12 protein-coding genes are annotated in these 14973 nt (G+C 60.6%); 7 read left to right on the top strand and 5 right to left on the bottom strand.

Annotation, left to right across the window (positions count from 1 at the left end):
• Positions 1-7: 7 nt before the first annotated feature.
• On the bottom strand, positions 8-1006 hold the full coding sequence (locus JWU58_RS17145) for an NAD(P)H-quinone oxidoreductase (RefSeq protein ID WP_110646463.1): 999 nt from the start codon (positions 1004-1006) through the stop codon (positions 8-10).
• Between the two features lie 61 nt (positions 1007-1067).
• The gene (locus tag JWU58_RS17140; protein WP_206420608.1) at positions 1068-2267 is read right to left on the bottom strand and encodes a YbfB/YjiJ family MFS transporter; all 1200 of its coding nucleotides are present in this window, start codon (positions 2265-2267) and stop codon (positions 1068-1070) included.
• A gap of 111 nt (positions 2268-2378) precedes the next feature.
• Between JWU58_RS17140 and JWU58_RS17135 the strand changes: the two genes are divergently transcribed.
• Complete coding sequence (locus JWU58_RS17135) at positions 2379-3254, top strand: LysR family transcriptional regulator (RefSeq protein WP_122602568.1); 876 nt, start codon at positions 2379-2381, stop codon at positions 3252-3254.
• A 180-nt stretch (positions 3255-3434) separates the two neighbouring features.
• Positions 3435-3920 (top strand): hypothetical protein, encoded by a 486-nt coding sequence (locus JWU58_RS17130; protein ID WP_223630241.1) that lies wholly within the window; start codon positions 3435-3437, stop codon positions 3918-3920.
• A gap of 40 nt (positions 3921-3960) precedes the next feature.
• On the opposite strand, the gene JWU58_RS17125 is transcribed toward JWU58_RS17130, so the two are convergent.
• A complete protein-coding gene (locus JWU58_RS17125) occupies positions 3961-4683 on the bottom strand; it encodes a pirin family protein (RefSeq protein WP_125926670.1) in 723 nt (240 codons plus the stop codon).
• A gap of 220 nt (positions 4684-4903) precedes the next feature.
• On the opposite strand from JWU58_RS17125, the gene JWU58_RS17120 reads away from it, so the two are divergent.
• Together JWU58_RS17120 and JWU58_RS17115 are read left to right on the top strand one after the other, a co-directional pair.
• Positions 4904-5854, top strand: coding sequence for a GlxA family transcriptional regulator (locus JWU58_RS17120; RefSeq protein WP_206422204.1), 951 nt, complete (start codon positions 4904-4906; stop codon positions 5852-5854).
• Positions 5855-5944: 90 nt separating this feature from the next.
• Positions 5945-7417 (top strand): ATP-binding protein, encoded by a 1473-nt coding sequence (locus tag JWU58_RS17115; protein WP_123443204.1) that lies wholly within the window; start codon positions 5945-5947, stop codon positions 7415-7417.
• Here JWU58_RS17115 and JWU58_RS17110 read toward each other — a convergent pair.
• Together JWU58_RS17110 and JWU58_RS17105 are read right to left on the bottom strand one after the other, a co-directional pair.
• Positions 7382-10306 (bottom strand): ATP-binding protein, encoded by a 2925-nt coding sequence (locus tag JWU58_RS17110; RefSeq protein WP_206420607.1) that lies wholly within the window; start codon positions 10304-10306, stop codon positions 7382-7384. The two genes, JWU58_RS17115 and JWU58_RS17110, sit on opposite strands and share 36 nt — an antisense overlap.
• Positions 10307-10440: 134 nt before the next feature.
• Positions 10441-10872 (bottom strand): helix-turn-helix domain-containing protein, encoded by a 432-nt coding sequence (locus tag JWU58_RS17105; RefSeq protein WP_206420606.1) that lies wholly within the window; start codon positions 10870-10872, stop codon positions 10441-10443.
• Positions 10873-11108: 236 nt separating this feature from the next.
• Here JWU58_RS17105 and JWU58_RS17100 point away from each other — a divergent pair, with 236 nt between their 5' ends.
• The 3 genes from JWU58_RS17100 to JWU58_RS17090 all read left to right on the top strand — a co-directional run bounded on the left by JWU58_RS17100 (position 11109) and on the right by JWU58_RS17090 (position 14926).
• Positions 11109-12092: an MBL fold metallo-hydrolase gene (locus tag JWU58_RS17100; protein WP_206420605.1), complete on the top strand. Its 984-nt coding sequence runs from the start codon at positions 11109-11111 to the stop codon at positions 12090-12092.
• A gap of 54 nt (positions 12093-12146) precedes the next feature.
• Entirely contained in the window at positions 12147-13070 is a 924-nt protein-coding gene (locus JWU58_RS17095; RefSeq protein WP_123443208.1) for a LysR family transcriptional regulator, read from the top strand.
• 113 nt (positions 13071-13183) lie between these two features.
• Positions 13184-14926 carry an Ig-like domain repeat protein gene (locus JWU58_RS17090; RefSeq protein ID WP_206420604.1) on the top strand — a complete coding sequence of 581 codons (1743 nt, stop codon included), beginning with the start codon at positions 13184-13186 and terminating at the stop codon, positions 14924-14926.
• The last annotated feature ends 47 nt before the right edge of the window (positions 14927-14973 follow it).

The raw sequence follows: 14973 nt of genomic DNA, 5'->3' as shown, positions 1-14973 counted from the left end.
CAATCACTCACGCCACTTGCAGGACGATCTTGCCGATATGATCGCCGCCCTCCATGCGGGCATGGGCCTGAGCCGCGTCAGCCAGCGGGTAAACCTTGTCGATGATCGGCAGGCAGCGCCCGGCGCTGAGGGCAGGCCAAACGTGTTCTTGCAGTTGATTGGCGATGGCGGCTTTCTCCGCAGTGGTACGCGCGCGCAGCAGCGAACCGGTGACCACCGCGCGTTTGCCGAGGATCGCCAGCAGATCGATGTCGTTGGCGCGGGCGCCGCCGAGGAAACCGAGCATCACCAGTCGGCCGTCCATCGCCAGTGCGCTGATGTTGCCGTTCAGATACGAGCCACCCATGATGTCGAGAATCACGTGCACGCCTTGATCTGCGGTCTTCTCGGCAATGATCTTGGCAAAATCTTCTTCCCGATAGTTGATCGGCTGCCCGCCAAGTTTGCTGATTGCGGCGCATTTTTCAGGACTGCCGGCGGTGGCGAACGCCTCAATACCGAATTCACGGCAGAGCATCAGCGCGGTGGTACCGATGCCGCTGGTGCCGCCGTGAATCAGCACGCGCTGGCCGGCCTTGGCACCGCCGAGGCCAAACAGGTTGGCCCAGACGGTGAAAAACGTTTCCGGAATCGCGGCGGCCTGGACCCAATCGACTCCATCCGGCACAGGCAAAGTCTGGCCGGCGGGTACCGCGCAATACTCGGCGTATCCGCCGCCATTGGTCAGTGCGCACACACGATCGCCCACAGCGAACCGCGTAACTCCGGGACCCAGTGCAACCACTTCGCCAGCCACTTCCAGGCCGGGAATCGGGTCCATCCCGGGTTTCATCGGATATTTGCCGGCGCGCTGCAAGGCGTCCGGACGATTGATGCCGGCAGCGTGAACGCGGATAAGCACTTGGCCTTCGGCAACGGTCGGCAGAGGCACGCGCCTGGCTTGCAATACTTCAGGGCCGCCGGGTTCGGTGATTTCAATACGGGTCATTTCGTTGGGCAGTGACATTGTCGATTCCTGTGAAAAAGGTCGTGTAGATGGGAACGCTGGCAGCGCGCAATGATTCCCTTCAGTTCGCCGCGCAACGGGGTTCAGTTGTAGAGGGCAGCCAGCGCATGGCTTGCTCCAGCAGTAGAGCGACGACGATTGCGCCAGCGGCGATCACAAACAGCAGCGTGTGCTGGCCGCCCGAGGCATTGAACAATGCCGAATAGGCAAACCCGGCCAGCGCCTGAAATGTTGCGAATGACACAGTGGCACGGCTCCAGGCGATCTGCTGACGGTGATGCGACGGCACCAGTTCATGCACCCGGGCCAAGGCCAGCGGCACGATGCCCGGCGGGAACGAGCCGAGAATCACCGCCAGTAAAGCCAGCGCCAGAAATGAATGGGAGACGGCCAGCAAACCGAGGGCGATGGCTTGCACTACCAACACCAGTCGAATACCAGTGCGGGCGCCAAGCTGGTTAGCCAGGAAGCCGTAAGTCACCGGCCCGACAATCGCCCCCAGGCCATACATGACCCAGACCATTGCGCCGATATGCGCCCCGGCACCCAATCCGCGCGCTACGTAATCCACCAGAAACACCATGGCAGGCACCAGCCCGGCGGCCATGAACGCGTATTGAGCGAATAACAGGTAAACGCCTGGCGGTGTTGGCTCATCAGCCGACGTTGCGTGCGCAGCCACGGCATGCGTGGTATCCGCAGGCCAGCCGAACCAGCTCACCGCGGTCAGCAACAACGCCAGCGCGCCCAGTCCCAGCCATGTTGCCTGCAAGCCAAGAGTCAGCAGTGGCGGCACGATGGTGCCGGAGCCGGCAATCCCCAGGCCGATGCCGAGGAAGATTGCGCCACTGGCCAAGCCTCTGCGAGCAGCCGGAACGTGAGGCAGCACGGTTGCCGCCACCAGCACCATGATCGCGCCACCAGCAATCCCGGACAGCAAACGCCAGCCGAAGAACCAGCTTACCGACAGCGGATAAGCACAGGCAAAAAATGCCGCCGTGGCCGCCAGCATCATCAGGCGCAAGGCGTTGCGGTTGCCTGTTCGGTGAGCCATGGGCCGACCGAGCAGGGCGCCGATCAAGTAGCCGACCAGATTGGCCGCGCCGAGGTAGACGACATCATTGGCCGAAAACCACTGCGCCTGAATCAGCGAAGGGATCAATGGCGTGTAAGCGAAACGCGCCAGACCAATGCTGACCAGACTGGCGCAAAGTCCGGCGAAGATCGGCAGCCAGATGCCGGTAGAGTTTGCAGTACGCATGATCGCGATCTCACGAGAGGTGTATGGCGCTCAGCTTATCGGCTATCGTTGCTGCGTATATGCAGCGATTAAGCGGCACGATGATGCAAAAATGCTTCAAAGAGGATGCATATGAATTGGGATGATGCGCGGGTGTTTCTGGCGGTCTGTCGCGAGTCGACATTGAGAGGGGCTGCGCGTGTACTCGGCGTCGATCAGGCCACGGTCGGACGGCGCATTACTGCGCTGGAGAAGGCATTGAGCGCGACGCTGTTCCTGCGTACCTCCGACGGTTATGCGCTGACCGCCGTTGGTGAAGCGGCACGTAAAAGTGTGGAAAAGATGGAGCATTCGGCGCTGGAACTGGAGCGGCACATCCATGGGCTGGATGATCGTCTGACCGGTAACGTACGGGTCAGCACCACCGACTCGATGGCCATTGACTTCATCATCCCGGCGATGGCGCGCCTGCATGATCAACATCCAGATGTGCAGATCCAGCTGGATGCTTCGACGCAAATCCTCAGTCTGGCCAAGCGCGAGGCCGATATCGCGGTGCGCAATACCCGGCCGGATAACCCCGATCTCATCGCTCGACGGATCGCCCGTTGGCCTGTAGGACTTTTCGCAGCACAGGCCTATGTCGATCGCCATGGAGAACCACAGCCCGGCAGCGCTTTCGAGGGCCATGATCTGGTGGTCTATCAGCCGTACTTACAGAGCAAAAAAGACCTCACGCTGGTCTCTGAACCGTTGACCCGCGGGCGCATCGTCACCACGCTCAGCTCCAGCCTTCTGGTGCGCCGCTCTATTGCCGCCGGCCTCGGGGTAGGCGAGATACCTGTTTACATGGGCGAACGCGACGGCCTGGTCAGACTCTGGCCGGAGCGGACCCGGCCGCAGCCGTATGAAGTCTGGCTGGTCACCCACGCCGACTTGCGCCACACCGCGCGGGTACGGGCCGTGATCGAGCAGATCGTGGAGGCGTTTGCGCCGGAAAACCAATAGTGAGTTCAGGCCTTTGCCGAGGCTACAACGTCTGACGAAACAGCCTACGTCCGAGGCAGAATGGGCCGGCTTGTTGTAGGCAGTGATGAGTTCTATTGTGACCGCAGCTCGATGCGAACCTCAGTTACGCATCGAAACGAAGAGCCAGGGAAGGCCGCGTAGCCATAGAAAGGTGCCGAATTGAAAATCAGGGAAGTGAATCAATATGCGGTCACGGACAGATCGAATGCAGGGCGGGACAGGCAAACCATGAGCAGCATAAGTCGCGAAGAATTCGATGCCAGGATAGAGACCATCGAGACGAGGATGGACGGCCGCGTGGCAGAAATGCGCGCCGACATTCGCGGGTTCCTGGCTGCTCAGGCAGAGCGGGACAAGGCCCTGCAGGAGCGGGACAAGCGTTATGACGTGATGTGGATGGGCGTGCAGAAAATTGCCGACGAATCGCGGGAAGCGATCAGGCAGGCATCGACGGTAAAGGCCAATTACTGGGCGGCCACCACTGTGCATTTCCTCGGCGTGGCTTCCTTGCTGGTTGGCGCACATTTCGCCAATCAGGCGGCGGTGTTGACCACCATACAGACCACGCTGGCAGCGATTCAGATTGGCAAAGAGGTATCGTCACCCAAACCTGTCGTACAGCCCTCAACAGTGCCGCCGCAATAAAAAAGGCCTTCATTGGAAGGCCGTTCTGCATCGCGCCAGATCATGGCATTTCCGGCAACTCGTGAGGGCGCAAGTCGAACACCAGCACTTCGGCATCGATACCGTTGCTCAAAGTGAGCAGCTGTTCTTCACGAACCCGCACGCCGTCGCCTTCCTGCAAGGCTTGGCCATTGAGTTCGACACTGCCACGCGCAACGTGCACGTAGGCGTAACGATTGGCCGGCAATTTCAGCGTGGCACTTTCCTTGCCGTCGAATAACCCGGCGTAGACCCGCGCATCCTGACGGACTTTCAGAGAACCGTTGCTACCGTCCGGCGAGATGATCAGTTGCAGACGACCACGTTTTTTCTGCGCGCTGAAGTGTTCCTGTTGATAGCGCGGCTTGGCGCCACTGACATCCGGCACGATCCAGATTTGCAGAAAGTGCACGGGCTTGGTGGCCGAGTGGTTGAACTCGCTGTGCGCCACCCCGCTGCCGGCACTCATCAATTGCACGTCGCCGGGACGGATCACCGAGCCAGTGCCGAGGGTGTCCTTGTGTTCCAGCGCGCCTTCGAGCACATAGGAAAAGATCTCCATGTCGCGGTGCGGGTGCTGGCCAAAACCTTTGCCGGCGGCGACGCGGTCATCGTTGATCACCAGCAGATCGGAGAACCCCTGTTCACGCGGGTTGCGGTAGCTGGCGAAAGAAAAGGTGTGAAACGACTTCAACCAGCCGTGATTGGCGAGGCCGCGATCGGAGGCTTTGCGAAGAGTCAGCATGATGAAATCTCCTGGCTGGACGTGAATTCGTCCGAGTGAGGAGAAGGTTACTGGTTACCTTGGGAGGCAATAAGTAGATGGAAATTGAAAGACTGTCCGGCTCAGGTTGACAGTTTTGCGTTATGGTTCACGTATTCGATTACGCTCATCACGACTCAGTTGGCCATAATGTCCCGGCTGTAACGTGCGTCTTGACCCTTGAATATGTGTGATGCCTCCCATGAAAACCGTGGCAATGGTGCTGTTCCCCGACTTTCTGATGCTCGACATGGCCGGGCCGCTGGAAGTGTTTTCAGTCGCCAACCGTTATCTGAAACCTGATTTGCACTATCAACTGACGACACTAGGGACGGAGCGCGGCTTGCTCAAGGCTTCCAATGGGGTACAGGTTCAGGCTGATCTGCACATCGACGAAGCGGCGGAGCGCTATGACCTGTTATTGGTGCCCGGCGGCCCCGGCGCCTATAACCAGAGATTTCCCGAGCTGTTTGGCTGGTTGAAAAAAGCCGTGCCGCGCGCGGAGCGTTACGGTTCGATTTGTACCGGCGCATTCATCCTCGGCCATGCCTGCCTGCTTGATGGTTATCGCGTCACCACGCACTGGAACTACACCGAGCGCCTGATCAAGGCTTTCCCGAAAACCACGGTGACCACCGACCAGATCTACGTTGAGGATCGCAATCTCATCACTTCGGGGGGCGTGACCGCTGGCATCGATCTGGCGCTGGCGGTGGTGGCCAGGGATCACGGCAAGAAAATCGCCCAGGACGTCGCCAAGGTCTTGTTGGTGGTCATGAAGCGCCAGGGCGGGCAAGCGCAGTTCAGCCCGTTGATGGCGGCAGTCTCACCGCAAGAAACGCCCATCACCCGCGCGCAGAATTACGTACTTGAACACTTGGATGAGCCCTTCACAGTGGAGCGCATGGCCGGATTGGCCAATATGAGCGCACGGCACTTTGCTCGCCTGTTCGCCCGTGACGTCAACATGACTCCCATGGAGTTTCTGCAGAATGCCCGCATTGACTGCGCGCGAAACCTGTTGGAAACCAGCGATCTGCCGCTCAAGACCATCGCCTACAAAAGCGGCTTCGGCAGCGTCCGGCACATGCGCTCGCTGTTCGCCGAAAAGCTCGGTCTTACGCCGTTACAATACCGCGAACAGTTCAGCTAGAGCGGTTCTGTCCGTCTGACGCAGTCGGATGTCCGTGCTGCGTCGGCTCCGGCGGTTGTATCGTCACGCAACAGTGCCAAGATGTTTGGCATGAATAATCACAACGACACAAGCCAAGGTTCGGTGCTGCGTTTTGGCCCCTACGCCTTTCATGTGCGCCAGCGTCTGGTCCTTGCAGGGGAGCAGCCGCTACGCATGGGCGGGCGCGCCATGGACATTCTGCAGGTGCTGCTCGAACACGCGGGCGAGGTAGTCAGCAAAGAGCAGTTGATTGCTCGTGTGTGGCCGACATCGATCGTTGAAGAGATCAACCTGCGGGTGCACATCGCGGCGTTGCGCCGCGCGCTGGGCGACGGCACCAATGGCCAGCGTTACATCATTCACGTGGCGCAGTGCGGCTACAGCTTTGTCGCCCCGGTGGAGCAGGGCACAAGTGATGCGCTGACCATGCCCGCTGCCGCGCTCACGCCCCTGCACAATCTTCCCGCACGACTGACGCCAGTCAGTGGGCGCGACGCCCTGATCGGTAGTCTGGTTCGACAAATGCCTGTATGCCGCTTGATGACGATTACCGGTGCGCCGGGTGTTGGCAAGACCACTGTGGCATTGCGCGTGGCGGAATTGCTGCTGCAATACTTTCGCGATGGCGCCTGGTGGGTCGACCTTGCCAGGCTCGAAGATGACAAGCTCTTGCTCGACCACCTGTTGCACACCCTGAACACAGACTTTTTCACACTGACGGGCCGGCACGCCTTGTTGGTGCTGGATAACTGCGATCACCAGCGCGACAACTGCGCGGCTCTGGTAGAGACCCTGTTGCATGCCGCGCCTCGCCTGTCGATTCTGGTCACCGGCCGCGAAGCCTTGCACATTCCACAGGAAGCCGTTCATTACGTGCCGCTGCTGGCGATTCCCAAGCGCTCGACATTGAACTCCGTCGAGGAAGCCATGGGCTATCCGGCGGTGCAGTTGTTCGTCAATCGCGCGCGAGCGCGGCAACAGGGCTTCAGTTTGCGTCAACAGGATTTGTCAGGCGTGCGCGAGATCTGCCGCCAACTGGACGGTCTGCCGCTGGCGATCGAGCTCGCCGCTGCGCAGATCGACGCGCTGGGCTTGATCGGCTTACAGGCACAGGTTGAAAACGGTCTGCAGTTGCTTGGCCAAGGACGGCGCACTGCGGAGCCGCGCCATCAGTCAATGGCCGCTGCGATCGATTGGAGCTTCCAGTACCTTACGGAAATGGAACAGCGGGTGCTGCTGCGTCTGTCGGTGTTCAGCACGGGCTTTACTCTGGAGGCTGCACTTAGCGTGATCAGCAGCGTGGATCTGGCGGGATCCAGGTTGAGCGCAATTATCGAAGGGTTGGCGCGCAAGTCATTGCTCATTCAAGAACCCAACCGGGCAATGGCGCGCTATTGGATGCTCAACACCGTGCGCCGCTATGCCCGTGATCGCTTTGAGCGCAGCGACGACAGGCTCGAACTGCAACAGCGTCATGCGCGCTATCTCAGCCGCACGCGCAATGCGTCAGGCCAGGCACTGCTCGCGCAGGCTGTCGAGTAGCAGGCGGACCTTGCGCAAGTCCGGGGTGGCGTAGCCTTCGGTGAAGCGCTGGTAAATGGGGCTGAGCAAATCCCATGCTTCGCGATGGCGGGACTGGCGCTGCCATAATCGGGCGAGGTCCGTGGCGCTGCGCAGCTCCCAGGCCAACGCGCCCTGGCTTCTGGCGATGGCCAGAGCTTGTTGCAGGGTTTGTTCGGCTTCTCGGGTTTCAGCGGTGTCTGAGCAGGCCGATTCGCGAGCAGGCTCGCTCCCACAGGAAACAGCGCACAACTCGGAATTTGCGCCCGACACCGACCCCTTGTGGGAGCGAGCCTGCTCGCGAAGGGGCCATTCTGAACCCTTCACTAATGCCACCGCCCGTGCCCGCAGTATCTCCGCTGCACTCCAACCCGCATCCCCGGTGCGCGCGCGCTCCACCAGTGCCTCATCGACAAAACGCTCATCCAGCGTAACCATCACTTCCCGGATCAAACCGCTGCTCTGCGTCGATACCGGCGCGGCATTATCCGGATCGATCACCTGCGCGTAGTGCCGCGCCCAATTATTGAACAGCAGTACCGAGTGCTTCTGCGACTGCTCCAGCAACAATTGCAGGAGCGCGCGGGCGTTGGCGGCGTCGCCGTTGTAATGGGCGATCAGACAACTGGCCAGCGCCAGCGTGTAGCAGATCGATGTGCCATGGTCGATCTGCACGGCAATATCCAGCGCCTGCCGTGCCGCGCGCCATGCCTGTTCTGGCAGACCCTGCAGCCATAGCACGCGGGCCAGTACCGTCAGCGAAGCGACGCTCTGGTCGTACTGCACGCCAAAGCCATGGGTGAAACGATTGAGATGGCCGCTGTGGGCCATGCGTTGCAGCACCTGCTCGGCATGTACGCGGGCCTGCGGTTGGTCGCCGGCATAATGCAGGGCCAGCACGCGCAAGCGATGCGTGCTCAGCGACAGCAATGGCTCGTCGTGCACGCCGATGCGATCAAATTGCTCACTCTGCGCCAGCGCCATGCGGTAATGCCCGCAACTCAGATTGACCGCCATATGCCCCGATATTGCACGCAGTTGCCCGGCCAGATCGCCGTGTTCTTCGGCCAAGCGGCAGGCGTCGACGAAGGCCTGGATGGTTTGTGGCGTGCCGCCCCAGGTGTGATAGCTGGCGCTGCCGAGCGCCAGTTTCAAGGCGATTTGCAGGCGAGGGCAGGGCGGCAGGAGCGAGCCTGCTGGCGAAGCTTCCAGCAGACTCAGTGCCCGGCGCACGTAGCGGCTGTAATCGCGCAGCAACGACAGCTCCTGCCACAACGGTGCCGACGCGGCTGCCAGTTGCACGCCCAGCTCCTCCGGTCCCGGCCCGTCGAGGCTCCAGTCCAGCGCCGCGCGCAGATCCTCCAGCCCCCTGGCATAGCGCTCCATCCACAATACAGTCGGAGTATTGTCCCAATCCGCCTGCGCCTGCTGCATCAGTGTCAGGCAGCGCTCGGCGTGGCGTTGGCGGGTTGCGCTGAGCTCGTCAGCCTGTTCGAGTTTTTCCAGTGCGTAGTGGCGCGTGGTATCGAGCAACCGGTAGAAAACATCTTCGTCACCCACTTCGACGCTCAGCAGGGATTTGGCCACCAGTTGCGTGACTGCGGTGAACACCGCGCCGGGATCGATCTGTTGGCCGATGACCACCGCTGCCGCCGAGGCGAGGGTGAAGCTGCCGCGGAAAATTCCCAGTCGCCGCAGACAGGTTTGCTCGCAGGCGTTGAGCAGGTTGAAGCTCCAGTCCATCGTTGCGCGCAGGGTCAGGTGGCGCTCGGCGCTGCTGTGGTGTCCGGCCGACAATGGCGGCAAACCCTCGCGCAATTGCTTGAGCAATCCGTCCATGCCCAATTCGCTGACCTGTGCGGCGGCCAGTTCCAGAGCCAGCGGAATGCCGTCCAGGCGCTGGCAGATTTCGATCGCCTGCGGTAGCTCGGCGCGACTCAGTTGAAAGCTTTCCCGCGCCGCGGTCGCGCGCTCGACAAACAGTTGCAGCGCGGCAAAGCCCAGCGCCTGAGCCGGCTCCATCGGCGACGACATGGACGGGCATTCGAGCGATTCCAGACGCTGCACGAACTCGCCCTCAGCGCGCAGGCTCTCGCGGCTGGTGGCGAGGATATGCACCTTTGGCGCTCCCCGCAGAATCTGCTCGCTGAGCGACGCGACCGCATCGATCAAGTGCTCGCAGTTGTCGATCACCAACAACATTTGCCGTTCTCGCAGGCCGTCGACCAGACCAGCCTGCGCATCGCCTTCTGGCGCGGACAGATCAAGCAGCGTCGCCAGATGCGAGCCGATCAGCGCGGGATCGGCGATGGGCGCCAAGTCCACCAGGCGGATGCCGTCGCGATACTGGTCGAGCAATTGTTCGGCGACGCGCAGGGCGACGGTGGTTTTGCCGATGCCGCCGGGACCGACCAGAGTGATGCAGCGTCGGCGCGGCAGTTGCGCGATCAGGTGATCGATCACGGGCTGGCGCCCAATCATCCGCGTACGACGCAGCGGCAGGTTGTGTCTGGCGACGGGCATCGCCGGTTTTTGTTCGATGCTGTCGAGCACGATCGGTGCGACAAAACTGTAGCCGCGCTGCGCCACGGTGACGATGTAGCGCTGGCCGTTCTGCCCGTCGCCCAGCGCCTTACGCAGCGCCGCCATGTGCACGCGCAGATTGATGTCTTCGACGACGCTGTCTGGCCAGACGCCGGCCATCAATTGCTGTTTGCTCACCACTTCACCGGCGTGGGCCAGCAAAATCAGGAGGATATCCATCGCCCGCCGTCCCAGGCGCAGAGGCTGTTGGCCTTCAATTAGCAGTCGTTGCCCGGGATGAATCCGATAGGGGCCAAACGCAATGGCCTGATTCGGGGAGAAACTCAACAGCGCGCTCCTGCGGTGATGCGGCGGACAGGGCGAATCAGTCCCTGGCGCATGCGCAGGCCTTCTGATCCGGGGTGTCCGGGCATAATCCTCAGGTTTGAGCATCAGTGCAACGGGTGGCGTAACGGCAGCAGTCAAAACATCGCAGGCTGCGCTGCGGTGTTTTTCGGCTTGCCCATGACTCGACAGCGCCAGGCGAAGGGATTGATGCCCTCGCTGCGGGTGAACATGTGGCAGAAGTGCGCCTGATCGCAGAAGCCGCATTCGAGGCTGATTTGCGTCAGGCTCAAGTCGGTGTGCTGGATCAGCAACTTGGCCCGGGCCAGGCGCTGGGCGCGGATCCAGTCCTGTGGCGACAGGCCGGTGCTGCACTTGAATGCGCGGGAGAAATGACTGCGTGACAGTGAGCAGGCGCGGGCCAGTTCAGCCACTTCGAGACTTTCGCCCAAGCGATCGAGGATCAACTGTTTGATCTGGCGTTCGCGCTGCGGACTGAGTCCGCCAGTCGTGTTTTTCCGCGGTTCGCAAGCAGGGGCGAGGGCGACGGTTTGCTGTAGATAAGCCATGGCCAAGGTCCGTGTCGGTGGGGAAGGCACGGTCGGCGCATTCCCTCAGGTCAAAAAAGCAACGCTGCGCAGAGGGCTTCATTGTTGGGTGAGGGCGTGAGGCTGACGAGTTAATCGTTGTTAATTTCCTCGCTCAGGCTGGAACTCAGCACATCCTTGCAAGTCAGCGCCCGGTGCTTTGCGCGACGATGTCGACAAAGCACGGCCGCCGTTGGCCAGGTTCAAAGGGGAATGCAATGAAAGGCTTGGTGAAAGCAGCAACGGCCTTGGCGGTCATGCTGGCAATGTCCGGCGCTATGGCGCAGGCACCGCAGGTGGGCACTCAGGCGCCGGGTTATTTCCGCTTGGCGGTGGGCGATTACGAAGTCACCGCGTTGTTCGACGGTTACAACGATTTGTCGCCGAAGTTGTTGCAGGGCATGAGCCAGAGTCAGATTCGCGCGCTGCTCGCACGCCGTTCGATTGAAACCCCGGGCGTGCAGACGGCGTTCAATGCCTTTCTGGTCAACACCGGCACACAACTGATTCTGGTCGACACCGGCGCAGGGCAGTGCATCGGCGCCACCGCCGGGCAGCTTTCGGCCAACATGCAGGCAGCCGGTTACAAGCCCGAGCAGGTCGACACGATTCTGCTGACCCACCTGCACCTTGATCACGTCTGTGGTCTGGTCGATGCAGAGAAGAAGCCGCTGTTCGCCAATGCCACCGTCTATGCGGCCAAGGCAGAGGCCGATTACTGGCTTGATCCGGCAGCACTGGCCAAGGCTCCGGCCGGCGCCAAAGAATTCTTCAAGATTGCCCAGGATTCCACCGCGCCCTATGTTGCCGCTGGCCGCTTCAAGACGTTCGCCGCCGGGCAGTCGCCATTGCCGGGACTGGTCGAAGCAACCCTCGAAGCCGGGCATACGCCGGGCAGCACCACGTACCGCCTCACCTCGCAGCAGCAGAGCATCGTGTTCATGGGCGATCTGGTGCACAACCTCGCGGTGCAGTTCTTGCACCCGGAAGTCTCGATCGGTTTCGACGTCAACAGTCAGCAAGCGATCGCCAGTCGGCAGGCAGTGTTCAGTGCTGCGGCAGCGAGCAAGACCTGGGTGACGGCAGCGCATCTGCCGTTCCCGGGCATCGGCCACATCGCCGCCGAGGGCAAACATTTTCAGTGGGTGCCGGTGGAATACGGCCCTTACAAACGCGCGGCGAAAGTGCCGTTGATCGAGTAAAGTGCCCAGCGCCAGTGGCAAAAAGCGTCTGACACCGATAAGGAAACCACGCCCATGAACCGTAACGATCTGCGCCGCGTCGACATGAACCTGCTGGTGATTTTCGAAGCGTTGATGTTCGAAAAGAACCTGACCCGCGTTGCCGAAAAACTGTTCATGGGCCAACCGGCGGTCAGTGCTGCGCTGGGGCGCTTGCGTGATCTGTTCGACGATCCGTTGCTGCTGCGTAACGGTCGCGGTATGGAACCGACGGCGCGGGCGCTGGCGATCCTCAAGGAGCTGCAACCGGCGATGGACGTGATTTCCGGTGCAGTCAGCCGCGCCAAGGAATTCGAACCGGCGAGCAGTTGCGATGTGTTTCGCATCGGACTGTCGGACGACGCCGAGTTCGGTCTGTTTCCGCCGCTGTTGCGCCAGCTTCAGCAGGAGGCGCCGGGGATTGTCGTGGTGGTACGCCGCGCCAACTACCTGTTGATGCCGGCGCTGTTGGCCTCTGGCGAAATCTCCGTGGGCGTCAGCTACACCACGGATCTGCCGGCCAATGCCAAGCGCAAGAAGCTGCGTGATATTCCCTGCAAAGTGCTGCGCGGCGACGACCGTCCGGGGCCGCTGACGCTGGACGAATATTGCGCGCGTCCGCATGCAATGGTGTCGTTCTCCGGTGATCTGAGCGGCAATATCGACCTGGATCTGGCCAAGATCGGCCGCTGCCGCCGGGTAGTTCTTGGTGTGCCGCAGTTCAGCGGCTTGCGCGCCTTGCTCGCCGGTACCGAGATGATCGCCACGGTGCCGGATTATGCCGCCTGTGCCTTGGTCGAAGGCTGCGCCCTGCGTGCCGAAGACCCGCCATTCCCGATCGATGCCGCGCAATTGTCCATGGCGTGGAGCGGGGTGCACGACAACGACCCGGCAGAGAAATGGCTGCGCTCGCGGATCAGCCAGTTCATGGCGGCGCCGCTGGATATTCCTGTGTCGTAAACAACCGCTCGTCTGAAAGGCGGCTTAACCTGTTAGTTCTGACAGTGGCGCGATTTTGTCTTCCGATGTCTGATGGCTGAAGCCCCGAAGGCTAGCCCTCAAAGGACATGAACATGGACACGTTGATCCCTGCACTTGACAGTGACCACTTGCCGCCACCCTCGATCAAGGAAAGTCGCCCGGACGGTTTGCTGGATCCGCATGCTGCTCGATCTAACCTGACGGTGGGCGTGGACTTTCCCTGGCAGAAAGGAGACGTCATTACTATTGAGTGCGCTGGTACGCCTGGTCTCGGGTCTTACCTGTCTCCGCAGATACCGATCGGAGGGTTTGCACGGCCCTTTCAGACCCACATTGATAACCTCCTGATCGCCTTCAACTTCAACCGAACGGTCAGCTTCACTTATACCCTTTATCGTGGCACCGAGACGCCCGTTGTTTCAGAGCCTCTAGCGCTGTTCATAACCCGTATCAATCAACTGGATCTACCACGTCCGTTCATCCGCCAGGCCGAAGACGACGGGCAGGGACGCGAGCTGAAAGTCATTGATCTGGTCGACTTCACCTTGCGTATCAATGCGTGGCTGCTGGGCAGGCGCGGCAACCCCTTCTGGCTAAGGCTCAAGGGCACAAATGCCGATGGCAGCGATTTCGAGGCGCCTTATTGGCGAACACCGGAAAATAAGGTCGATGACGAATTCAACCGCTATGGTTTTTTCGAACAGAACTTTCCCGCCGCACCACTGCAAGGATTGGCAAACCGCAGCGTGCTGACGCTGGAGTTCATGGCCGGCCTGCAGGGCAGCGAGGAGCTATCCCTTGCCGAACCCTTTGCCCATCGTAACTACATCGTCCTCACAGAATCGTCCGATGCGCCGAAAATATTGTCGGTACGCGATCAGGACGGAGAAGTACCCGATGGCGCGGATACCCGTTACACCCGTGTCACTCTAAGCGGCAGTGCCCCTGGCGCAATCGATGTGTTCGATGGTCCTGTTCGCATCGACACGGTCGATCCTGTCGCCGGTAACTGGACGTACAACACGGCTGACCTGGACGCGGGATCTCATGCATTTACGGTCCGGTTGGCAGATGGAACCGGAAGTGCCTCAAGTCCGAGGCGAATCAATGTCGTGCTGTCAAACCTGACGCTGATGATTGCCGAGGCTCCCGACAACATCACCCTTGATCCGCTGAGAGCAGCCGCGACTTTCACAGCGGTGGTCAATGACGACTTGCTGCCCACTGACATGGTTTTCGTGACGGTAACAGCTGCTGAGGGCACGCCCGCTGCGGGCTCACACAGCACCACGCCGATTGCGGCCGGCACTGCGCGTCCGATCCGCACGGTGCTGCCTGTATCGCTGGTGGCATTCAGCATCGGAAAAATAATGAATGTTACTTTTTCGTACATAAGAGGCAGTGCTGATCCGGTGACCTCAAGACCCTTGCGTCTCAACGTGCTGCCAATTGCACTGGAACATCTTGTAGCGCCGGTGATTACTCAGGCCAATGGTGACATTCTTGATCTGAAAGACGTACAAGCGGGGGGGAGTCTGCAGTTTGGAGTCTGGCCGCACATTTCCCGGAGTCAGCGAATCTCGCTCTATCTGGAAGGGCAGAGCGCAACTGGCGCGCATAACCTGCGAATGTGGGTGGTGACTACGAATATGGTACATGCAGCATGGGTTACAAACGGCGGCTATGTGGCTTCTATCTCGGCAAATTATCTGCGGTTACTCAAAGATCGCAGCAAGCTTTCAATCCGGTTCATGGTCAATCTGGATCAGGTGCCGAACGAGGCTGCGGCAACGGTCTTTCAAACGCGGGAGTACACCATTCGCTCACTACCTTGAAACCGACGCCACCCGCCAGTCTCGATACCTGTAGCAACTGAGCACAT

Source organism: Pseudomonas atacamensis, from assembly GCF_017167965.1.
Classification (GTDB): domain Bacteria; phylum Pseudomonadota; class Gammaproteobacteria; order Pseudomonadales; family Pseudomonadaceae; genus Aquipseudomonas; species Aquipseudomonas atacamensis.
The sequence above is the reverse complement of the archived record's forward strand: the minus strand, read 5'-3'. Positions and strand labels throughout refer to the sequence as shown.

What these genes read in the sequence shown, in the direction of transcription:
- JWU58_RS17095 (WP_123443208.1), top strand. Translation starts at nt 12,147, where the DNA reads ATGAACCGTAACGATCTGCGCCGCGTCGACATGAACCTGCTGGTGATT.
- JWU58_RS17105 (WP_206420606.1), bottom strand. Translation starts at nt 10,872, where the DNA reads ATGGCTTATCTACAGCAAACCGTCGCCCTCGCCCCTGCTTGCGAACCG.
- JWU58_RS17145 (WP_110646463.1), bottom strand. Translation starts at nt 1,006, where the DNA reads ATGTCACTGCCCAACGAAATGACCCGTATTGAAATCACCGAACCCGGC.
- JWU58_RS17100 (WP_206420605.1), top strand. Translation starts at nt 11,109, where the DNA reads ATGAAAGGCTTGGTGAAAGCAGCAACGGCCTTGGCGGTCATGCTGGCA.
- JWU58_RS17115 (WP_123443204.1), top strand. Translation starts at nt 5,945, where the DNA reads ATGAATAATCACAACGACACAAGCCAAGGTTCGGTGCTGCGTTTTGGC.
- JWU58_RS17125 (WP_125926670.1), bottom strand. Translation starts at nt 4,683, where the DNA reads ATGCTGACTCTTCGCAAAGCCTCCGATCGCGGCCTCGCCAATCACGGC.
- JWU58_RS17135 (WP_122602568.1), top strand. Translation starts at nt 2,379, where the DNA reads ATGAATTGGGATGATGCGCGGGTGTTTCTGGCGGTCTGTCGCGAGTCG.
- JWU58_RS17090 (WP_206420604.1), top strand. Translation starts at nt 13,184, where the DNA reads ATGGACACGTTGATCCCTGCACTTGACAGTGACCACTTGCCGCCACCC.
- JWU58_RS17140 (WP_206420608.1), bottom strand. Translation starts at nt 2,267, where the DNA reads ATGCGTACTGCAAACTCTACCGGCATCTGGCTGCCGATCTTCGCCGGA.
- JWU58_RS17120 (WP_206422204.1), top strand. Translation starts at nt 4,904, where the DNA reads ATGAAAACCGTGGCAATGGTGCTGTTCCCCGACTTTCTGATGCTCGAC.